We start from the raw sequence: 20,308 nt of genomic DNA, 5'->3' as shown, positions 1-20,308 counted from the left end.
CATGAAGAAGCTGCTAGTACTATTGCTTGGAGGCCTGTTCTCTCTTAGCCTTGCCGCACAGGAAAGCGTCATTTCGCCGCATGAGGAGCACATTGTTTCTTATGAGAGTGACATCACCATCAATGTGGATGCTTCCATCGATGTGGTGGAAACGATCAAGGTCTATGCGAATGGCACTGACATAAGGAGAGGGATATATAGGTTCTACCAGGTTGACTATGTAGACGAAGACGGGTTTTCTTACTCGGTAGATTTTGACGTGCTGGAGGTCTTAAAGGATGGAGTAATAGAGCCCTATCATATTCAGAGTGAAAGAGAATTTGAGGTAGTATACATTGGCCAGGAAAACGTATTTCTTGAACCAGGAGAGTACACATACACCATTAAATACAGGTCTGAAAAACAGCTGGGCTTTTTTGATGCGTATGATGAACTCTACTACAATATCAACGGTACTAACTGGGTATTCCCAATCGAAAAGGTAAGTGCTACCATTCACTTGCCCGAAGGCGCCGACATAGTTCAATATAGTGGCTATACAGGTGTGGCGGGAGCCGACGGCAAGGACTTTGAAGTTGTGGAGGGTGACGGGGAGATTACTTTTGCCACTACCAGACCTTTTGGTGCCTACGAAAACTTAACCATAGCCGTCGCCTGGCCAAAAGGAATAGTGACGGAGCCCGCCCGCCCGCTCAAAGCATTTTATCTGTGGATGGAGGAGTGGTCAACTACTATTAGTGGCTGTGTGCTACTTTTGCTGCTTCTCTACTGGTTCAGGGCCTGGCGCAAGGTAGGTATTGATCCACCAAAAGGTGCTATCATTCCACTCTTCGACCCACCAAAGAACTTCTCTCCAGCCGACTGCTATTTTGTTTACCATGAGCAGTACGGGCAGAAGGCGCTCGCAGCCGACATAGTCGACATGGGAGTGAAAGGGCTCCTAACCATCGACTATAGCGGCAAAAAGTTCACCCTGAAGAAAACAATGAATCCCGATTTGAAGTTGGTTTCGGAGGCACAAAGAAAGCTTTTTGATAAGCTTTTTTCCAGCTATCGGACTGAAGTTGTGCTGGAACAGGCGAATCATAGTGCTATAGGAAGTGCCGTGAGCGCCCACGAAAAGGCCCTGCGTAAAGAGCTCGATGGCATCTACTTCAAAATGAACAGAAGCTACATGTTTATGGCATTCCTGATTACCATTGTTGGCATGCTGGCACTTGTTCCATGGGGGAAGTACGAAACCGGATTTCTCATTTTTATATTGCCGATTCTCAACCTCCCAATTATTGGCCTCGTTGCAGGTACCATCAGTTCGTTAATGACTTATTTGGAAAGGAAATACGGCCTTGGAGTCTTTATTGCGCTGGTCATTTTCACGTTACCCCTGCTCGGAGGTTACATGTACCTGGTGTATGCTTCCCTCATGGACTTATCCGTCGTAGCCATTGTGTTTGGATTTATCCTTGCCAACGGCATGTTTATTTACCTCATCAAAGCACCCACTGTGGAAGGGCGAAAGGTGATGGATCAGCTGGAAGGGTTACGATTGTTTATGAAAACAGCGGAAGAGGACAGATTCAACCGGCTCCAAAGCAAAGGGTCAGCGTTGGAGTTCTTTGAAAAACTGCTTCCCTTTTCCATTGCTCTTGGCGTGGAAAACGAGTGGGGCGAGCATTTTGAGTCTTACCTGAAAGCCACATCGAACGATGGCATGGACTATCACCCGGTATGGTATCACAATGCTTCCATGAGACACTTCAGCAGCAGCGCATTTAGTAGCAGCATCGGCTCAAGTCTGACCTCCAATATAAGTAGCTCATCCACTGCCCCTGGCAGTAGTTCGGGAAGCGGTGGAGGGGGTTCCTCCGGTGGTGGCGGTGGCTGGTAAAATCACCGACAATCAGCACAGCCGAGTTAAATCACATACCTTTCGTAATAGAGCTTGGGACACTATCGCCCTTTAGCTGTGAGAAATAGCAAAATTACTGTAATTTGGCGCCGCAGGAGGGAGGTTGATTTTTTCTCGCTGTCAACGGTATGATTTTCAAATAATGAGTGAGCAGAAAATCATATGCTAAAACGGAAGCCTAAGGTTTCGGGGACGTTCACTCGGCCGATTTTCCAATAACGAAGGAAACTAGCAATCATTTACATAAATCGCAGACCTAACAGGTCTTTTGAAACTCAGGAAACAAATGGCAAAACAAGGCAAGATCATTTACACCATTACAGACGAGGCGCCTGCATTGGCTACACATTCATTGTTACCAATCATTGAGGGATTTACGTCGCCAGCTGGTGTAGCAGTGGAGACGAGAGATATCTCTCTTTCAGGGAGGATTATTGCAAGCTTTCCGGAAAAACTGACCGAAGGGCAGCGTATCAATGATGACCTGGCTGAGCTTGGTGAACTTGCCAAAACACCGGAATGCAACATTATCAAATTGCCGAATATAAGTGCTTCCATTCCACAGCTGGTAGCCACCATCAAGGAACTACAGGCCAAAGGCTATGACCTGCCAGACTATCCTGAAGATCCAAAAAATGCTGAAGAGAAAAGCATCAATGTGCGTTATAATAAGATCAAGGGAAGTGCGGTCAACCCTGTGCTTCGTGAAGGAAACTCTGACAGACGTGCGCCACGAGCAGTGAAAGAGTACGCCAGAAACAACCCCCATTCGATGGGTAAATGGGAAGCAACTTCCAAATCGCATGTTGCTTCTATGACAGAAGGCGATTTCTACGGAACTGAGAAATCAGTGACCATGGATAAAGCGGACATCATAAAAATAGAGCATGTAGCTCCTAACGGTACTGTAACTGTATTGAAGGAAAAATTGGCCCTGCAAAAAAGCGAAGTAATCGATGCTTCTGTATTGAGTGCGAAAAAGCTCAGTGCTTTTCTGGAGGACGAGGTTGCTAAAGCTAAAAGCGAAGGAGTGCTGTTCTCAGTACACTTGAAAGCAACTATGATGAAGGTTTCCGACCCTATCATTTTTGGTCATGCAGTGTTTGCGTACTTCAAGCCTGTGTTTGAAAAGCATGCAGCTACTTTTAAAGGTCTGGGCGTAGACCCTAATAACGGAATGGGAGATTTGCTTGCGAAATTGGAAACCCTTCCTGCCGATAAGAAGGCTGAAATTGACGCAGATATAAAGGCATGCTACGATAAGCAGCCCCCTTTGGCAATGGTGAACTCTGATAAAGGAATTACCAACCTGCACGTGCCAAGTGATGTTATTATCGACGCCTCTATGCCAGCTGCCATTCGCACTTCCGGTCGGATGTGGGGGCCAGACGGTAAAGCAAAGGATACCAAGTTTGTGATTCCGGATAGATCATATGCAGGTGTTTATGACGCTGTAATTGAAGACTGTAAAACGAATGGAGCATACAATCCGACTACGATGGGCAGTGTGCCAAACGTTGGGTTGATGGCTCAGGCGGCTGAAGAATATGGATCTCACGATAAGACTTTCCTGATCCCGTCGGCTGGAAAAGTAAAGGTGGTTGGTGCCGATGGTAATACCTTGATTGAACATGCAGTGGAAGCTGGCGATATCTGGAGAATGTGTCAGGTAAAAGATGCTCCGATTCAGGACTGGGTGAAACTGGCTGTGACTCGTTCAAGGCTGTCTGCTACTCCAGCGGTATTTTGGCTGGATAAAAAGCGTGCTCACGATGCCGAACTTATCAAGAAAGTAAATACTTATCTCAAAGACCATGACACAAAGGGTCTTGAAATCCAAATCATGTCACCGGTGGAAGCGACTAAATTCACTGTGGAGCGCATCAGAAAAGGGCTTGATACTATTTCTGTGACAGGAAATGTATTACGGGATTACCTCACCGACTTGTTCCCTATTTTGGAAGTTGGCACCAGTGCGAAGATGCTTTCTATCGTGCCGTTGATGAATGGTGGTGGACTGTTCGAAACAGGAGCCGGAGGTTCAGCGCCCAAGCACGTGCAGCAGTTCAACGAAGAAGGTCACCTGCGCTGGGACTCTTTAGGCGAATTCCTTGCGTTGGCGGCTTCATTGGAGCATTTGAGTATTGCCACAAGTAACCCTCGTGCGCAGGTTTTGGCAGACACTTTAGATGCCGCCACTTCCAAGTTTTTGCAGGAAGACAAGTCGCCCTCTCGTAACGTAAATGAGATTGACAACCGTGGCAGCCATTTCTACCTGGCAATGTACTGGGCAGAAGCTGTGGCCGCTCAGGATAAGGACGCAGAGTTGAAGTCGATTTTTGCGGGTGTTTATAAGAGCCTCAGCGAAAACGAAGCCAAGATCAACAAAGAACTGTTGGCAGCCCAGGGTTCACCTGTTGACATCGGCGGTTATTACAAGCCTGATGAGGCTTTGACATTCGCAGCCATGCGTCCAAGTGCTACGCTGAATGCCATTGTGGATAGCTTGAAGAAATGATCAGGTGTGGGGTTATTGGTTAAGGAGTTAGCCGATAATAAAATTTATGCAGACGTCAGGATTGTCTAAGGTTGATGATCCTGATTTTTTGTTTCTGAGCCCCATGGATGATTTGTATTCAGAGAACAGAACGCATTCCTAATTGTTATATAAAAAACCGTCCTATGTTGTCGAGTTTTTTATTTTGTCAACCCTTTCGTATGTTGACGCATACTACTGATTGAGATGATTGAAAAGGAACTTCCGTTATTCCCTCTCAACCTCGTAGCCTATCCCGGCGAGGAGCTGAACCTGCACATTTTTGAGCCAAGGTACAGGCAGCTTATTACGGAGTGTGTCAATACCAACACTACCTTTGGTGTTCCGTCTTACGTTCTCAGCAAGATCGAGTATGGCACCGAAGTAAAAATTGTGAAGCTTGAAAAAACCTACGATGATGGCCGAATGGACGTTCGAACCGTCGGCATGGGTATTTTCAAAGTACTCGATTTTGTCAGTCCATGGCCAGGCAAACTGTATTCCGGCGGCACAGTGGAAATGATAAACACAGACCACGATGGTGACGTAGTTTTACAGGAAGAGTTGTTTAAGCTGGCCAACGATCTGTTTGAGTGGCTGGGCATGGAGGGGCTCGTGAAATTTGATCAGAAAATGCTGACCTACACCATCGCTCACAAGATAGGCCTGAGCAAAGAACAAGAATACGAGCTGCTGAAGACTACTTCCGAAAAGAAGCGGCAGGAGTTCCTCATTAACTACCTGAAGCTAACGATCCCCATCGTTAAGCAAATGGAGCAAGCCAAAGACCGCATTCGCCAGAACGGTCATTTCAAACACCTCGACGCTCTCGATTTCTAGTTGTTTTGATTACTTTAGCATAAAATCAGTTTTATGCCCGAACTTTCAGGATTTGGCGCCATACTATTATTTATCATAGGAGGCTTCGTCTTCGTGCTGCTTTCCGTAGGCTTTGCTATGCTGGTCAGGCCCAACAGACCCAATGTAGAAAAGCTCACCACCTACGAATGTGGTGAGGATCCATCGACAAGCGCCTGGGGCAAATTCAATGTCCGATTCTATATTGTTGCTCTTATTTTTCTTTTGTTTGAAGTGGAGCTTGTCTTTCTTTTCCCATGGGCAACTGTCTTTGGGCAAAAGGAACTCGTCGAAGCTACCGGTGGGCTCTGGGGCTGGTTTGCACTTGGGGAAATGACGGTCTTTGTATTGATACTGGCACTTGGGCTTGTATTTGCATGGGCCAAGGGATACCTGGAGTGGGAGAGGCCACTGGTTGAAGCCACCCGGATGGATTCAAAAGTGCCGAACGAACTATATGATGCAGTGAGCAAAAAAGTGAAGGAGACCCGAGTGGCAACAAACGTGGTCAGGGAGGAGGCTATATAATGGGACTACTAGACCAACAACTAGGACAAGGCGGGGTAATAATCACCAGAGTGGATGACCTGATTAACTGGGCCAGGCTTTCATCCATTTGGCCCATGGGTTTTGGGCTGGCCTGCTGCGCCATCGAAATGATGGGCTCTATGGCCTCCAACTATGACCTCGATAGACTCGGAGTTTTTCCAAGACCTTCCCCCCGGCAATCCGATGTGATGATAGTAGCTGGCACCGTCACCTTCAAAATGGCCGATAGGGTTCGCAGACTTTACGAGCAAATGGCAGAGCCACGCTATGTGATTTCCATGGGTTCATGCTCCAACTGCGGAGGCCCTTACTGGGAGCATGGCTACCATGTAGTGAAAGGCGTAGATCGCATCATTCCTGTAGACGTTTACGTACCAGGTTGCCCTCCCAGGCCCGAAGCCCTTATCGGTGGCATCTTAAAACTTCAGGAAAAGATAAGAGGAGAAAGCCTGATGGCTCCCGCTGCATTGGAAAGATTGATGAAGAAGAAAGCTGAGAAAGCAGCGCAGGCCTAATCGAGGCAATGAGCTCTATATCAAGAACAGAAAGTCAATGACCCACACCGACATTAAATCTCTTATCGAAGCTGAATTTGGGGACTCATCTGTCGTCGATACCATCGAAAACGCCACGCCAAAGGGCCTTGTAGTGTCCGTTGAAAAGCTTCAGGATATATGCCTTTTTCTGCGAGACAACGAGCAAACCTATTTTGACTCACTCTCCTGCCTCACAGCCATCGATAATGGCGTGGAGGCCAATACAATCGAGGTGAATTACAACTTATATTCCATTCCTTATAATGTTCAATTACTCCTGAGGGTAATTGTTGACAGAAACGAAGAAGGAGCAGAGTTGCCAATGATCCCTACGGTTAGCGATGTTTGGAAAACAGCAGAGTGGCATGAGCGGGAAGCTTTTGATTTAGTGGGAATCAAGTTCGACGGCCATCCCGATTTGCGACGCATACTTTTGCCAACCGACTGGAACGGCCATCCGCTGCGCAAGGATTACTCCACACAGGAATACTACCACGGAATGAAAGTTGACTACTAAAGAGAATCAAAACACGATTGATAAATAACCACTTGAGCACCGTTCAGTACACATACGACGCCAAACACCTCGAAGCTTCCGAGCCTACAAAGTACAAGCCGGCAGACCTGACCGAGGAGCAAATGTTGATCAATATCGGCCCGCAACACCCGTCTACTCACGGCGTTCTGCGTTTTGAGGTGATTACCGATGGTGAAGTAGTGGTCGACGTTGTGCCTCACCTGGGCTATTTGCACCGCTGCTTCGAAAAGCACGCTGAGAGCATGCCTTTCAACCAAGTCATTCCTTACGTAGACAGGCTCGATTACGTGGGGGCAATGAATAACGAGCATGCCTATGTAATGGGAGTGGAGCGTATGCTGGGGATTGAAAATGATATTCCAAAAAGGACTGAATACATCCGGGTGCTCGTTGCCGAGCTTAACCGCCTGGCCTCTCACTTTGTCGCTATTGGCACCTATGGGCTTGATATTGGTGCCGTAACCCCCTTCCTCTGGATGATGCGTGACCGGGAACACATCCTGCGCATGCTCGAGTGGGTGAGCGGTGCACGCATGCTTTATAATTACATCTGGATAGGCGGCCTGTTCTACGACCTGCCTGTAGGTTTCGAAGAGCGCTGCAAGGAATTTGTAACCTACCTGAAGCCGAAGCTGGTAGAGACCAGAGATCTCCTGCTGAACAATAAAATCTATGTCGAGCGTACTGCCAATGTAGGTGTGCTTTCCCGTGACCTTGCCATCAATTACGGAGTGACCGGGCCGATGCTCAGGGCTTCCGGTTTGCGGTTTGACCTGCGCCGGATAGACGGCTATAGCGTGTACCCGGAGCTTGATTTTGAAGTTCCGGTTGGGGAAGGGACCGTCGGAACAGTGGGCGACTGCTGGGATCGGACGTGGGTGCGCTACAGGGAATGTGAGGAATCCGTCAAGATTATTGAACAGTGTCTTGAAATGCTCACAAAGGAACATAAGCGAACTCGTGATTATGACCCACGAGCAATAGTGCCAAAAAAGATCAGGCCTCAGGCCCAGGACTTTTATGTTCGTGCCGAAAACCCAAAGGGAGAGCTTGGCTTCTATTTCCGTGCCGATGGCCGGAATGATGCGCCAGTTCGTTGCAAGGCTCGCTCTTGTTGTTTTTCTAACTTGTCAGTCGTTCCTGAAATATCGAGAGGCGTCCTTATTGCCGACTTCATTGCCATAGTTGGCTCAGTAGATTTTGTGCTGGGAGAGGTTGATAGGTGACTTTTTAGACCATTTGCCAGTCATAATAGCTGCAAAACCTATTTTGCTAAATATTTTACTAATTAGAGCTAAATATGTTGACATTATAATTGTCGCTTGCTATATTTGATAGTATAAAAGGAGGTTATTATGGTGACATACAAAATTCAGATATATCCTTCCCAGTCCATAACGGACTATGTGAGGGATCGTAAAACACAAATACTTGACGAGTTTGGGCAGTACAAGTTTTACAATTCCCATCCTCACGTTAGTTTGTTTTCTTTTCAGGCAGACATCTCTCACGAACATCTTATCACTAAGGCACTAAAGGAGGCGTCTGTTTTTGTCGACGCATTCGACATCGCACTTAATGGATTTGCCTACCTGAAAAGCAATCGAGCTATTTACCTCAAGATCGGAAATGGGTCTCAAGTCGCCCATATTAATCAGCTATTTTATCAGAAATTTAGAGAGTCTGCCAAAAGCTTCGGTGTTAGGGTGATCGATCCTGTGTTTGCTAAATATCCGCACATGATTATTGGAAGTGAGTTTGAGCAGAAGGCCTTTTTAAAAATACACCAAACGTTCGTTGACCAAAAATATAAGGAGACCTTTCAGGTTGATCAGGTGCGCTTACTCAGAGACATAGGCAATGGCAAAAATGACTCGGTAGAAGCCATTGCTCTGTTAGAGAAAGCTGCTATCAGTTTGAAGTGGCCGGAAGAGAAAGTTTGGATGGTAAATGAGCCACAGATGTCTTTGTTTTCGCATGTAGCCTAACGAACACATCTATTTTTTAGCCGGCTCTTTTCCAGAAGTCTTTCACCCTTAACTATATGGCTACTATGTGGTCACCTGCAACTGATCATCGCTCTATCATCCATATGGATTTGGATAGCTTCTTCGTATCCGTGGAGCGCCTGCAAAACGACTATTTTGTCGGGAAGCCGCTGCTCATCGGCGGCGGTAGCGACCGTGGCGTAGTGGCTTCTTGTAGCTACGAAGCCAGGGCATTTGGTGTACACTCTGCCATGCCCATGCGCTTGGCGAAACAGTTGTGCCCGGAAGCCATCGTCGTTCGTGGCGACATGGAGAGATATTCTCAGTACTCTCAGATGGTTACCGAGATTGTACATGAAGCTGTACCTTCCTACGAGAAATCATCTATCGATGAGTTTTATGTTGATTTAACAGGCATGGAAAAGTTCTTCGGCTGCATGAAGCTGGCCACCGAACTAAAAGCACGGATCAGAAAAGAAACCGGTTTGCCTATTTCCTTTGGGCTTTCTGAAAATAAGACTGTCTCAAAGGTAGCCACCAACGAGTCGAAGCCTGATGGGCAGAGGCAAATAGCTTATGGCACCGAGAAGGGATTTCTTTCTCCTCTCACAGTAGATAAAATTCCGATGGTGGGTGAGAAGACCGCTTACACATTGCGAAAAATGGGTGTTCAAAAGATCCATACGCTACAGCAGGTACCCGTGGAGATGTTGGCAGCGGTTTTTGGAAAGATGGGCATTGTGATTTCAGAAAAGGCGAACGGCATAGATCGGACGCCGATTGTGCCCTACTCGGAGAGAAAGTCTATTTCTACAGAAAACACCTTTGGACAGGATACCATTGATGTGAAGAAGCTGGAGTCGATACTTGTTGCTATGACTGAGCAGCTGGCATTTAAGCTTAGGAAGGAACAGCAGCTCACATCTTGTGTCACCGTCAAAATTCGCTATTCTGATTTTGATACCCATACCTTGCAGCGGAAAATGCCCTACACCTCGGCAGACCACGTGCTGATTCCGATGGTCAAAGAGCTTTTTAAAAAGGCATATAGCCGAAGGATGCTTATTCGCCTGATTGGGGTTAGGTTCAGCAGTCTGGTGCATGGCAATTACCAGATCAACCTTTTTGAAGACACCGAAGAGGGCATCAAGCTTTACCAGGCAATGGACAAGCTTCGGCAAAAGCATGGGGACAATGCTGTCGTGCGTGCTGTGGGCATGGGAGTGTCGAGAAGAAGTTTCAATCCATTCAATGGGGTCGCTGCATGATCAGCACCGACATACTGTCACTTTCAAGGAGATATATGCCTTTCCTGTAATTATGCTAACTTGCTACAAGTCAATGCTGTATAGATATAAGGACTAATCTCTTAAAATCATGCTTACAAGGAAGGACTTTATTAAAAGGGCGGCTACAAGCTCAATGTTCTTGATTCCTGGAATGTTGTTGGCCAACAAGGTAACACAGGATCAGCCAGGACCTATCGATAGTGCGCTTGTGAAAGATTTCGTTTCTAAAGGCCATACCGACCTGGACGGGACCAAACAGATGTTGGCGGAAATACCGACCATACTCAACGCTACCTGGGATTGGGGGAATGGCGACTACGAAACGGCATTAGGTGGGGCTTCCCACATGGGGAGGCCTGACATCGCTCAGTACTTAATAGACAAAGGAGCAAGACTGGATATCTTCACGGCAGCCATGATGGGAAAGTTAGATTTAGTGAAGTTGATTGTGGCTACCTATCCAGCCTCACTCACCAGCGCCGGGCCTCATGGCATTACTTTGATGAAACATGCTGTGATGGGAGGAGAGGCGGCAGTAGAAGTGGTCGAATACCTTAAGTCTCAGGGAATAGCGAAATAGGGCGAGAAGTTACAGGCCTTCGTTGTTACGAGGGTGCATGATTATTGCTGAGGCCTTTTCCCGCTAAATCTTCTAAACATTCTTTTCTCGAATTCCCAAAAGAAATTGAACTGTCCAAAAAGGAAGCCGTAAAAAAGCAGGATGAGGTTGTAGATAGGCAGTATCAGGATGTAGTAAAGAATAGTCAGTAGGGTGTAGTATTCCTCTGAGGCGTGGATAAGACGAAAGAGGGGCTTTTTCAAAAAAAGCACTGTAAATCCCGTGCAGGCGAATACAATCAGCACGATTGCGACCTGCCAGCCGCTTTTCAAGTTCCAACGATCCCGGAGTCGGTTTACCCAGCTTTCTTTTTGCTCACTCATGAAACTGCCTGCCAATAACTTTTGATAGGTAACGGCGCTTCTATGGCCATTATTTCCTTTGTGACCGGATGAGCAAATATCAACGTTTTTGCGTGCAGGTTGATACAAGAATCCTCGTTGGGAAACTGATGACCATATTTACGATCTCCTTTGATAGGGCAGCCCATCTTTCCTAGCTGGGCTCGTATTTGATGAGGGCGGCCGGTAACGGGCCTGACCTCAAGCAGGCAATAGTCGTTGAATACCGTCAAAATCTTGAATGATAACTCAGACCGTTGTGCACTGCCTTTTTCCTTGTTGTAAGCTGTTACCGTATTTTTCTTAGAGTCTTTTTCAAGCCAGTGAACCAGCGTAGCTTCCTCTTTGGGAGGCCTTCTGGTAACTACTGCCCAGTAAATCTTCTCAATGGTTCTTTCCCTGAAAGCTTTGGTCATACGCTCCAGGGCCTTTGACGTTTTGGTGAGCATTACCACTCCGCTTACCGGCCGGTCTATCCTATGCACCAGCCCCATAAATACTGCTCCTGGCTTGTTGTATTTATCCTTAACATAGTCCTTTGCATAGTCGACAAGCGACTGGTCGCCAGTTTCATCACCTTGCACCAACATGCCCCCGGGTTTGTTCACGATGAGCAGGTGGTTATCTTCGAACAGAATTAGTTTTCTAAAATCCACAAGTTTTTTCTAATGATCAAAGGTAGAAATTTATTGGTCAGCGCTGTGCTGGTTTTTTTAGTTCTTTGTGGAGCCTATTATTGGTGGATTCAGTCCGGCCGATCTTACGCTGAATTTGAAATGACATCTGAGCGTTCGGTTTTCATCAAAGCAGGCACCTATGCCACGGGCAATATTGTTGGCATTCAGCCCTATATGGTGCCGGCCGACTACCGATCAGCCGATGCGCTCTACGCTAAGCTGAATCGCTATCTTTCGATTGCAAAGAAAAACGGTTGCTTCACATCGGCAACGGTGGTCGTTTTTCCAGAATACATCGGAACATGGCTGGTGGCCATCAATGAAAAGGCCTCAGTATATACGGCGGAAACGACTGAAGATGCACTGAGTACTGTGGCTTTTTCTCATCCAATTTCTTTCCTGGCCAACTATTTTGCCTCGGATGCTAAAGGTCGGGCAACTGCGGCTCTTTTTTCATTGAAGGCAGTTGAAATGGCAGAAGCTTATCAGCGGGTGTTCAGCAGACTGGCGGCAGAATACCGGGCTACGGTGGTAGCAGGTTCCATTATTCTGCCATCTCCGTTAATAGAAGCCGGTGTGCTGCACGTAGGCAATGGCCCCTTGTTTAACGTGTCAGCCACCTTCGATGCCACGGGTAAGTTGGCAGGCCCCCTGACAGTGAAGAATTTTTTGACATCCGAGGAAAAAGCTTTCTCCAGGGCCGGAAATAGTGACCAAACACCGGTAGTTGATACGGCGGCCGGGAAGGTAGCGACGTTGATCTGCGCAGACTCTTGGTATGGCGATGCATACAAGGTCATAGCAAACCAAGAAGTTGATTTTGTGGTGGTGCCCTCTTTTTTGGCCGGTGAAAATGTGTGGAACCAACCATGGAAGGGGTACAATGGAGGCCAACCTCCTGCCAATGTCAGTCCCGATGACATCGGCACACTGACAGAAGGTCAAGCCTGGCAGAAATATGGCATGCTCGGTCGGGCGCCGGAATTTGGCATCCAAACGGGGCTCAACATTTTTCTTAGGGGCCAGCTATGGGACCTTGGTACCGATGGAAACCCCCTTGTGCTATCTGAAGGCAAGCCCGAAATGATTGAAATTCCTGCAGATGGGGCTGCCATCGTTAATCTTCAGTTTTAGGTAATTCTGACATCTTGTCACAACTATTGCCCCGAAAACCACTTGGCACAACCCTTGTTTAGCTAAGTGAGTACAGATTGAAAATTAAAAGGAATAAAATACATAATCATGGGAAAAATTATTGGAATTGACTTAGGAACGACTAACTCCTGCGTCGCTGTAATGGAAGGGAATGAGCCGGTGGTGATTCCTAACAGCGAAGGAAGAAGGACAACCCCTTCAATTGTAGCCTTCCTGGACAATGGCAAGGGTGAGCGCAAAGTTGGCGATCCTGCTAAACGTCAGGCCATCACCAACCCACAAAATACAGTTAGCTCTGTTAAGCGCTTCATGGGTAAGAAATACTCAGAAGTGACTGCCGAGCGTAAAAATGTATCATACGGTCTTGAATCAGGCAGCAATGACACTGTAAGAGTGAAAATTGGTGATCGTAACTATACTCCGCAAGAGCTTTCAGCAATGATTCTTCAGAAAATGAAGTCTACAGCTGAGGATTACCTGGGCACTGAAGTGAAAGAAGCGGTAATCACCGTGCCTGCCTACTTCAACGATGCGGAACGTCAGGCTACCAAAGAGGCCGGACAGATTGCTGGCCTTGATGTGAAAAGAATTATCAATGAGCCTACCGCCGCTGCGTTGGCTTATGGTCTTGATAAGAAAAACAAGGACATGACCATTGCGGTGTACGACCTTGGTGGTGGTACATTCGATATTTCTGTGCTTGAGCTTGGCGATGGCGTGTTTGAAGTGAAATCTACCAACGGTGATGTTCACCTGGGTGGCGACGACTTTGACTCACTGATCATCGACTGGCTGGCCGAGGAGTTCAAGAAAGACGAGAATATCGATCTTCGCAAAGATCCAATGGCGCTACAGCGTTTGAAAGAAGCAGCTGAAAAAGCAAAAATTGAGCTTTCAAGCTCAGCCAGCACCGAGATCAACTTGCCTTATATCATGCCAGTTGACGGCATACCCAAGCACCTTGTTCGCACACTTTCTCGCTCTAAGTTTGAGCAATTGACTGACAGCCTTGTGCAGCGTACGCTGGAGCCATGTCGCAAAGCATTGAAAGATGCCGGCATGAATCCTACAGAAATTGATGAGGTAATTCTTGTAGGTGGTTCCACCCGTATTCCAAGAATTCAGGAAGAGGTAGAGAAGTTCTTTGGCAAAAAGCCTTCTAAAGGTGTTAACCCCGACGAAGTGGTGGCCGTAGGAGCAGCTATTCAGGGTGGTGTGTTGACTGGCGAAGTGAAAGACGTACTTCTACTTGACGTAACTCCTCTTTCATTGGGCATTGAAACAATGGGTGGCGTAATGACCAAGCTGATTGAGTCAAACACAACTATCCCTTCAAGGAAGTCTGAGGTGTTCTCAACGGCGTCTGATAACCAGCCATCTGTGGAGATACACATTTTGCAGGGTGAGCGCTCAATGGCGAGAGACAACCGCACCATCGGTCGTTTCCACCTGGACAGCATTCCGCCAGCACCACGTGGCGTGCCTCAAATCGAAGTGACATTCGATATTGATGCGAATGGTATCCTTCACGTATCTGCTAAAGACAAAGGAACTGGCAAAGAGCAAAAAATCAGGATCGAGGCTTCTTCTGGTTTGACTGATGCTGAAATCGAAAAGATGAAAGCTGAAGCCAAAGCTAACGCTGACACTGACCAGGCTGAAAGAGAGAAAATAGATAAGCTGAATGGTGCGGACTCTATGATCTTCCAGACTGAGAAACAGCTGAAGGAGTACGGTGAGAAACTTTCTGAAGGTAACAAGACTGCTATTGAAGCGGCCCTTGAAAATCTGAAGACTGCTCACAAGGCTCAGGACATCGCAGGTATAGATACTGCAACTGAGGCTTTGAACCAGGCATGGGCAGCAGCCTCTCAGGAAATGTATGCTTCTACTGAAGGTGGGCAGCCAGGTGCAGACCCCGGACAGCAAGCTAACGGAGCAGCCGGAGGCGAGGCAAAAGCAGACAGTGATGTGTCTGACGTAGAATACGAAGAGGTAGACGATACCAAAAAGTAATCGTTTGCCCTACATCATAGATCACGAAGCCTCTCAGGAAACTGAGGGGCTTTTTTGTGTTTTATTTTACATGATTCTCAAAAAGAGGGTCTTTTTTTACTTACTTTGGTCATTGACTTAAATTTTTTCAGATGAGAGCCGGTAAAATTTTCACACTGACGACTTTACTTTTTGCATGCATGAGTTTTTTCGCAAACGGACAGGAGGCTTACCAAAGAATAGAAATAGCAGCTCCTTTGCACCCGTTTGTTCGGACATTTGAAAATTACTACCTACAGTCGGAACTGTATGTAACACCTAAACGAAGTTGGATAGCAACGGCTGGTTACAAAGGCGGGGAGCTATGGGAGCTCTTTTTTAGAAATGGAAATTATAAAGGCTACCGGCTTGACCTTGGCCACAGATTCTATATGCCTACGGAGTTTCGTTGGATGCAGGCTTTCGCAACGGCCAACTTAAACCTTGAAGCTGGAAAACTGGCTATTCGAGAAGGCGCATTTGTGCCTACCGATTCTCTACAAATGAAAGGAGTAATGATAGGACCCGAAATAAACTTTGGCGCTAAAATTACCATGTTCAAGCGGGTGACTTTGACTACCCTGGTGGGTTACAGACACTACTTCAACACTTTCAATACCGATAAAATCACCAGCAATCCTTCTTACTGGCGATACAACGATTGGGACAATAACCACCAGAGCTGGGAAGAAAACAGGGAGTATGTTGATAATTTTAGAAAGGGCAGATATCCGGTTGTCCAGATAAACGTGGGTTACGTATTCGGCCGTCGAAAAAAGTCGGAAGTACCTGAAGACTAACGATTTCTCTCGTCAAACTTCCTCCTGATCACCACCTGAACCGGCACTCCATCTATCTTGCTTTCAAGCCAAGAAATGATGTCCAGATAGAGAAATGCTCGTAGTTCAAAAGGCTCTTTCAGAGTTTCCTCAAGCCTTTCCTTCAGTGCCTGGAACTCCTTTTTTATGTTTTCCGGCAGCATACCCGGCACTTTTCGCAGCCATTTGATGATCTCCTTTTGCACCCCCTGCAGGTTGTCCATTTTCACTAAAAACCGATACACTGACTTGATCTGGTATTCAAGCAAATCGCTGTTACCCATTTCGTAGTGGGCAATCAGGTTAAGGATTCGTGCGAAGCAATGAATGTCTTCTCTAAGGCTAACATCTTTGAGATTGATGATTTTGTTGAGGTATTTGACAGCGTTTTTATTGTCGTCGCTGCCAAAATAGAGGCAGGCGATTTTGTAATAGAAAAGCAGTACCCGGTGCGAGTCGATTTTGTTGTCAAACTTATCAATGATTTCCAATACATCAGGAACAATGACTAGCCCTTCGGTAAACCGACCCTCCATAAAGAACAGGTTGATCTTGTCATTATAATAATAGAAAGCCAGCAAGCTTTGGATGTTCTCATTCTGGGAAAACAATGCCGAGTTCTTCAGTTCTTCCAGTACCAGGAGTTTTTCTGCAAACTTCGGATAATGCTGAATATTGAAAAGTGCCGCAAGAAGATTGTGTAGTCCTTTGATGTACAAGTCGGGCTTCCTTTTGATCATCGCCGGATGGCTTTTGAAAAGCTCCACCCAGCGGTCAGCGTAGCGGTAGCACTTCACAAAATCCTGCACGATGTAGTAGTACCAAACCATCGATTGGCAGAGGTACACCTTCTCGTTGAAGCTGAGGCTGTCATATTCGTAGTCGGGCAGGTTCCTTTTGAAATAATGCTGCACAACCCTGTAGTCTTCTTCATTTCGCACATAGCCCAGCTTGATGTAAAGGCTGTAAAGAGAAATGGACAGGTTCGACAGCTCCTGTGTTTTGGCAATTATTTTGGTTACATGCCTCGACTCATTCACCAGCTCCTCTGCTCTGTTGCCGATGCTTCGGGTGATGTACTGCCCTTCAATTAGCTTTTCGAAGTCGATGATCTCCAGCTGCAGAATCTCTTCATTGTTTTCAGCGGCCTTCTGTTTGAGCTTGTCGAGAATCCGGAGGCTTTGCTTATAGAGCCCTTTGTTATAAAGCACCCTCGCATAGTCAATTTGCTCCCGCACTTCAATGGGGTAGTCGTAGTTGATATGAATAAGCCGGAGGCTTTTCAGCACTTGCCCGTACAAATGACTTTTCAGGTTGGAAAGTTGCTGAGGAATCAATGATGGAGCCTTTTTAAGGATCACCTTTTCGTCATAAACATCAACATCGTCCATCACGTCGAAAAGGGTGATAAACTTACTGTCTTCCTTGCCGTTGATTCGCTTCGCATACAGCTTGAAATTTCGCTTTTCAGCCTTAGTGAGCGACTTAATCAGCTGGAATAAGGGGTCTGTTTCTTGTTTGGCCATTGTATTGTCTGCATGGCAATATAGCCGTTAATTTGCAATTTGAGCCTTTTTGTTGACAAATAGATGCTTTTGGCTGTCGTAGCGATTTTGAATTTTATCCTTTGGCAGACCCACAGTTAAAGTAGATTTGTTGCATAGAATCAATTATCGAATACCAGAAATGGGATTCTCGTTAAAAAAATACACACCTTAGTATGAGCAAAGATCGAGTCTACATTTTCGACACTACCCTTAGAGACGGCGAGCAGGTTCCAGGCTGTCAATTGAATACTGAAGAAAAAGTAATTGTTGCCAAGCAACTCGAAGCCCTCGGCGTTGACGTAATTGAGGCTGGTTTTCCGGTGTCAAGCCCTGGAGATTTTAACTCCGTAGTGGAAATTTCCAGAAATGTAACTGAGCCGGTGGTTTGTGCGCTTACCAGGGCCAAAGTGGTTGACATTGATTGTGCTGCTCAGGCTCTCCATTTGGCTAAAAGAAAAAGAATCCATACTGGAATTGGATCGTCCGATATCCACATTCAACATAAGCTTAAGTCGACCCGAGAGAAGGTGCTTGAGCAGGGCATATCTGCAGTAAAATACGCCCGCCGCTTTGTCGACGACGTAGAATTTTTCTGCGAAGATGCAGGCCGTGCTGACCTTGAGTTCCTTGCATTGATGGTAGAAGGCGTGATTGCCGCCGGAGCTACCGTGGTCAATATTCCCGATACTACTGGATACACATTGCCATGGCAGTTTGGTGAGCGCATCAAGTATTTGTACGACCATGTGCCCAATATCGATAAGGCCATTATCTCAGTGCATTGCCACAACGACCTCGGCATGGCCACTGCAAATTCAATTTCTGGTTTGGCCAACGGCGCCCGCCAGGTGGAAGTCACTATCAATGGTATTGGAGAAAGAGCAGGTAACACTTCATTGGAAGAAGTGGTGATGACGTTGAAGTCGCACCCATACCTGAATCTGGAGACAAATATTAACACCAAAGGCATTTATGCGATGAGCAAAATGGTGTCGCACATGATGAACATGCCTGTGCAGCCTAACAAAGCGATTGTGGGCAAAAATGCTTTTTCACATTCTTCAGGCATCCACCAGGATGGCTTCCTTAAACACAGAGAGAATTACGAAATCATCGATCCGGAGGATGTTGGCGTTCCTTCGTCATTGATCCTTCTTACTGCACGCAGTGGTAGGGCTGCGCTTACCCACCGCCTTCAGGTGCTTGGCTATAAGTTTGACAAAGACGAGATGGAAGTAATTTACATGCACTTCCTTGAAATGGCCGACCGCAAAAAGCAAATCGAAGACGAGGATTTGTTTGAACTGGTGAAGATTGACGAGGTGGAAGCTTTGTTGAGCACCAAAACTGGAAAAGGCAAGGACGTGCTATAATCAGGCGGATTCTTTGTTGCATCGGGCCCACTGATTTCCCGGTCACCTCAAATTTTAAGTCGATACTGGCAAATTTTTAATACAGGAAATTTCTGTAAACGTTACCCCCTATGACCGACGAGATCAAACAAGCGATACCTGCTGCGTATCGGGGAATTGCTGTGGCCACTGAGAAGGCTGGCTTCACAATGGCTTCCGACCCGCTTACAGGGTCATTGCTGCGAACGCTCGCAGCATCAAAACCCCAGGGGAACTTTCTAGAGCTTGGAACCGGAACGGGCCTTTCTACTTCATGGATATTGAGCGGCATGGATCAAAAATCGTCTCTGGTCTCACTGGACAACGACGAGACCCTTATTGGCATAGCGGCCGATTTTCTCGATCATGATAGCCGTTTGCAGCTTGTGTGCTCCGATGGAGAGGAGTGGTTGTTAGCCAACAGCAGCCTACAATTTGACTACATCTTTGCCGACACATGGCACGGGAAATACCTGATGCTGGAGGCCGTGTTGGCGATGCTTAAACCTGGCGGGCTCTATATTATCGACGACATGCTGCCTCAGCCTAACTGGCCTGAAGGCCATCACCAAAAAGCGCTTGGGCTGGTGGAAGAACTCGAAAAGAATGGAAGCTTGCTGCTTACAAAACAATCCTGGTCAACAGGGATAATAGTAGCAACAAAGAGGGGATAATAGACATGAAAAAAGAGAGGCCTTCAAATTTGAGGGCCTCTCTTTCACTATTACTTAAGTCTGTTACTTATCTCTTCAATTTTTGCTTTGGCATCTTCACGGCCAAGATCGAAAGCTTTCTGGTACAAGTCTAAAGCTTCTTTATACGATTCTTTCTTCTTTTTGGGTGCCAGCTGTGTACGACGGGCTGCCTCTTCCGCTGCCTGAGCTCTCATAAAGTAAGAGTCGGCCTGCGAAACTTTAGACTGAGTGAGCAGTTCAGTGATTCTGGTTTCCAGCATGGTCAACTCCTGACGCTTAGCTTCAATTTGTAGCGCTTTGTCTTCCAACTCAGTGTTTTGAAGCTCAACCAAGGTGCCTAGTTGCTCATTCTTCTCTTTGTATTCCGCTACTGTTGCTTCCAACTGAGCTATTTGAGCCGTTTTGTCTTCCAACTGCTTCTTCAACCTTGCGATAGAGTTTGCGTATGTTTTGTTTGAAGAATTCGACTTCGCAAGGCTCTTCTCCATTTCGTCGATTTTCTTTTCAGAGTCCTTTACGTACTGATTCAATTCACTTAAACGAGTGTTGAAGTCATCGTAAGTAGTGCCCATTTCCATGTTCACCTTAAGCGCATTCCTGTTTTGATCGATCGAATCGAGTAACACGCCGACGTTTTCAAGTACCGCCGACATTTGACGCTGGAAAGCAAGCTCCGTGTTAAGGGAGTCGATCTTTGCCACAAGTGTTTCATTTTCCTGTTTAAGGCCACAAGAAGCCATGAGTGAGGTAACAATAACCAGCACTGCTAATTGATTTTTCATAATAGTTTGGTGCATTTTTAAAATTGCGAGGCAAAAGTATATAAAA

The 20,308-nt window shown here is 46.5% G+C and carries 19 protein-coding genes; 15 read left to right on the top strand and 4 right to left on the bottom strand.

Translation table 11 applies throughout. From position 1 onward, the window contains the following. Nucleotide 1 precedes the first annotated feature (1 nt). From RIG68_RS04265 to RIG68_RS04220, 10 genes are all read left to right on the top strand, one after another. Nucleotides 2-1,888: a DUF2207 domain-containing protein gene (locus RIG68_RS04265; protein WP_350119017.1), complete on the top strand. Its 1,887-nt coding sequence runs from the start codon at nt 2-4 to the stop codon at nt 1,886-1,888. Nucleotides 1,889-2,195: 307 nt separating this feature from the next. Next, nucleotides 2,196-4,427 carry an NADP-dependent isocitrate dehydrogenase gene (locus tag RIG68_RS04260; protein ID WP_350119014.1) on the top strand — a complete coding sequence of 744 codons (2,232 nt, stop codon included), beginning with the start codon at nt 2,196-2,198 and terminating at the stop codon, nt 4,425-4,427. A gap of 225 nt (nt 4,428-4,652) precedes the next feature. Next, a complete protein-coding gene (locus RIG68_RS04255; RefSeq protein ID WP_350119011.1) occupies nt 4,653-5,285 on the top strand; it encodes an LON peptidase substrate-binding domain-containing protein in 633 nt (210 codons plus the stop codon). A 33-nt stretch (nt 5,286-5,318) separates the two neighbouring features. Then, the gene (locus tag RIG68_RS04250; protein ID WP_350119008.1) at nt 5,319-5,831 is read left to right on the top strand and encodes an NADH-quinone oxidoreductase subunit A; all 513 of its coding nucleotides are present in this window, start codon (nt 5,319-5,321) and stop codon (nt 5,829-5,831) included. Continuing rightward, nucleotides 5,831-6,367: an NADH-quinone oxidoreductase subunit NuoB gene (gene nuoB, locus RIG68_RS04245; protein WP_350119005.1), complete on the top strand. Its 537-nt coding sequence runs from the start codon at nt 5,831-5,833 to the stop codon at nt 6,365-6,367. The genes RIG68_RS04250 and nuoB overlap by 1 nt, the downstream gene beginning before the upstream one ends. Nucleotides 6,368-6,404: 37 nt before the next feature. Further along, a complete protein-coding gene (locus tag RIG68_RS04240; protein WP_350119002.1) occupies nt 6,405-6,905 on the top strand; it encodes an NADH-quinone oxidoreductase subunit C in 501 nt (166 codons plus the stop codon). A gap of 17 nt (nt 6,906-6,922) precedes the next feature. Further along, a complete protein-coding gene (locus tag RIG68_RS04235) occupies nt 6,923-8,152 on the top strand; it encodes an NADH-quinone oxidoreductase subunit D (protein ID WP_502880615.1) in 1,230 nt (409 codons plus the stop codon). A gap of 129 nt (nt 8,153-8,281) precedes the next feature. Continuing rightward, entirely contained in the window at nt 8,282-8,914 is a 633-nt protein-coding gene (locus RIG68_RS04230) for a 2'-5' RNA ligase family protein (protein ID WP_350118999.1), read from the top strand. Between the two features lie 65 nt (nt 8,915-8,979). Further along, nucleotides 8,980-10,182 carry a DNA polymerase IV gene (dinB, locus tag RIG68_RS04225; RefSeq protein WP_350118996.1) on the top strand — a complete coding sequence of 401 codons (1,203 nt, stop codon included), beginning with the start codon at nt 8,980-8,982 and terminating at the stop codon, nt 10,180-10,182. A 109-nt stretch (nt 10,183-10,291) separates the two neighbouring features. Beyond that, complete coding sequence (locus RIG68_RS04220; protein ID WP_350118993.1) at nt 10,292-10,783, top strand: ankyrin repeat domain-containing protein; 492 nt, start codon at nt 10,292-10,294, stop codon at nt 10,781-10,783. A gap of 41 nt (nt 10,784-10,824) precedes the next feature. Here RIG68_RS04220 and RIG68_RS04215 read toward each other — a convergent pair whose 3' ends face one another. Together RIG68_RS04215 and RIG68_RS04210 are read right to left on the bottom strand one after the other, a co-directional pair. Further along, entirely contained in the window at nt 10,825-11,145 is a 321-nt protein-coding gene (locus RIG68_RS04215; protein WP_350118990.1) for a DUF6787 family protein, read from the bottom strand. Beyond that, a complete protein-coding gene (locus RIG68_RS04210; RefSeq protein WP_350118987.1) occupies nt 11,142-11,819 on the bottom strand; it encodes an RluA family pseudouridine synthase in 678 nt (225 codons plus the stop codon). The genes RIG68_RS04215 and RIG68_RS04210 overlap by 4 nt, the downstream gene beginning before the upstream one ends. Before the next feature lie 12 nt (nt 11,820-11,831). Here RIG68_RS04210 and RIG68_RS04205 point away from each other — a divergent pair, with 12 nt between their 5' ends. The 3 genes from RIG68_RS04205 to RIG68_RS04195 all read left to right on the top strand — a co-directional run bounded on the left by RIG68_RS04205 (nt 11,832) and on the right by RIG68_RS04195 (nt 15,829). Then, complete coding sequence (locus tag RIG68_RS04205; protein ID WP_350118984.1) at nt 11,832-12,974, top strand: nitrilase-related carbon-nitrogen hydrolase; 1,143 nt, start codon at nt 11,832-11,834, stop codon at nt 12,972-12,974. 108 nt (nt 12,975-13,082) lie between these two features. Next, nucleotides 13,083-15,011, top strand: a complete 1,929-nt coding sequence (dnaK, locus tag RIG68_RS04200; protein WP_350118981.1) for a molecular chaperone DnaK — start codon at nt 13,083-13,085, stop codon at nt 15,009-15,011. Between the two features lie 179 nt (nt 15,012-15,190). Next, nucleotides 15,191-15,829, top strand: a complete 639-nt coding sequence (locus RIG68_RS04195) for a hypothetical protein (RefSeq protein WP_350118978.1) — start codon at nt 15,191-15,193, stop codon at nt 15,827-15,829. Here RIG68_RS04195 and RIG68_RS04190 read toward each other — a convergent pair. After that, nucleotides 15,826-17,373 carry a hypothetical protein gene (locus RIG68_RS04190; protein ID WP_350118975.1) on the bottom strand — a complete coding sequence of 516 codons (1,548 nt, stop codon included), beginning with the start codon at nt 17,371-17,373 and terminating at the stop codon, nt 15,826-15,828. The genes RIG68_RS04195 and RIG68_RS04190 overlap by 4 nt on opposite strands. A gap of 194 nt (nt 17,374-17,567) precedes the next feature. Between RIG68_RS04190 and RIG68_RS04185 the strand changes: the two genes are divergently transcribed. Next, the gene (locus RIG68_RS04185; protein WP_350118972.1) at nt 17,568-18,767 is read left to right on the top strand and encodes a 2-isopropylmalate synthase; all 1,200 of its coding nucleotides are present in this window, start codon (nt 17,568-17,570) and stop codon (nt 18,765-18,767) included. Between the two features lie 110 nt (nt 18,768-18,877). Further along, nucleotides 18,878-19,459 (top strand): O-methyltransferase, encoded by a 582-nt coding sequence (locus RIG68_RS04180; protein ID WP_350118969.1) that lies wholly within the window; start codon nt 18,878-18,880, stop codon nt 19,457-19,459. A gap of 50 nt (nt 19,460-19,509) precedes the next feature. Here RIG68_RS04180 and RIG68_RS04175 read toward each other — a convergent pair whose 3' ends face one another. Then, entirely contained in the window at nt 19,510-20,262 is a 753-nt protein-coding gene (locus RIG68_RS04175; protein WP_350118967.1) for a hypothetical protein, read from the bottom strand. Between the last annotated feature and the right edge of the window lie 46 nt (nt 20,263-20,308).

The organism is Imperialibacter sp. (genome assembly GCF_040222385.1).
GTDB lineage: Bacteria > Bacteroidota > Bacteroidia > Cytophagales > Cyclobacteriaceae > Imperialibacter.
The sequence above is the reverse complement of the archived record's forward strand: the minus strand, read 5'-3'. Positions and strand labels throughout refer to the sequence as shown.

Excerpts from the sequence above, each read along its gene's own strand:
- RIG68_RS04265 (WP_350119017.1), top strand. The coding sequence starts at position 2 with ATGAAGAAGCTGCTAGTACTATTGCTTGGAGGCCTGTTCTCTCTTAGC.
- RIG68_RS04260 (WP_350119014.1), top strand. The coding sequence starts at position 2,196 with ATGGCAAAACAAGGCAAGATCATTTACACCATTACAGACGAGGCGCCT.
- RIG68_RS04255 (WP_350119011.1), top strand. The coding sequence starts at position 4,653 with ATGATTGAAAAGGAACTTCCGTTATTCCCTCTCAACCTCGTAGCCTAT.
- RIG68_RS04250 (WP_350119008.1), top strand. The coding sequence starts at position 5,319 with ATGCCCGAACTTTCAGGATTTGGCGCCATACTATTATTTATCATAGGA.
- nuoB (WP_350119005.1), top strand. The coding sequence starts at position 5,831 with ATGGGACTACTAGACCAACAACTAGGACAAGGCGGGGTAATAATCACC.
- RIG68_RS04240 (WP_350119002.1), top strand. The coding sequence starts at position 6,405 with ATGACCCACACCGACATTAAATCTCTTATCGAAGCTGAATTTGGGGAC.
- RIG68_RS04230 (WP_350118999.1), top strand. The coding sequence starts at position 8,282 with ATGGTGACATACAAAATTCAGATATATCCTTCCCAGTCCATAACGGAC.
- dinB (WP_350118996.1), top strand. The coding sequence starts at position 8,980 with ATGTGGTCACCTGCAACTGATCATCGCTCTATCATCCATATGGATTTG.
- RIG68_RS04220 (WP_350118993.1), top strand. The coding sequence starts at position 10,292 with ATGCTTACAAGGAAGGACTTTATTAAAAGGGCGGCTACAAGCTCAATG.
- RIG68_RS04215 (WP_350118990.1), bottom strand. The coding sequence starts at position 11,145 with ATGAGTGAGCAAAAAGAAAGCTGGGTAAACCGACTCCGGGATCGTTGG.
- RIG68_RS04205 (WP_350118984.1), top strand. The coding sequence starts at position 11,832 with ATGATCAAAGGTAGAAATTTATTGGTCAGCGCTGTGCTGGTTTTTTTA.
- dnaK (WP_350118981.1), top strand. The coding sequence starts at position 13,083 with ATGGGAAAAATTATTGGAATTGACTTAGGAACGACTAACTCCTGCGTC.
- RIG68_RS04195 (WP_350118978.1), top strand. The coding sequence starts at position 15,191 with ATGAGTTTTTTCGCAAACGGACAGGAGGCTTACCAAAGAATAGAAATA.
- RIG68_RS04190 (WP_350118975.1), bottom strand. The coding sequence starts at position 17,373 with ATGGCCAAACAAGAAACAGACCCCTTATTCCAGCTGATTAAGTCGCTC.
- RIG68_RS04185 (WP_350118972.1), top strand. The coding sequence starts at position 17,568 with ATGAGCAAAGATCGAGTCTACATTTTCGACACTACCCTTAGAGACGGC.
- RIG68_RS04180 (WP_350118969.1), top strand. The coding sequence starts at position 18,878 with ATGACCGACGAGATCAAACAAGCGATACCTGCTGCGTATCGGGGAATT.
- RIG68_RS04175 (WP_350118967.1), bottom strand. The coding sequence starts at position 20,262 with ATGAAAAATCAATTAGCAGTGCTGGTTATTGTTACCTCACTCATGGCT.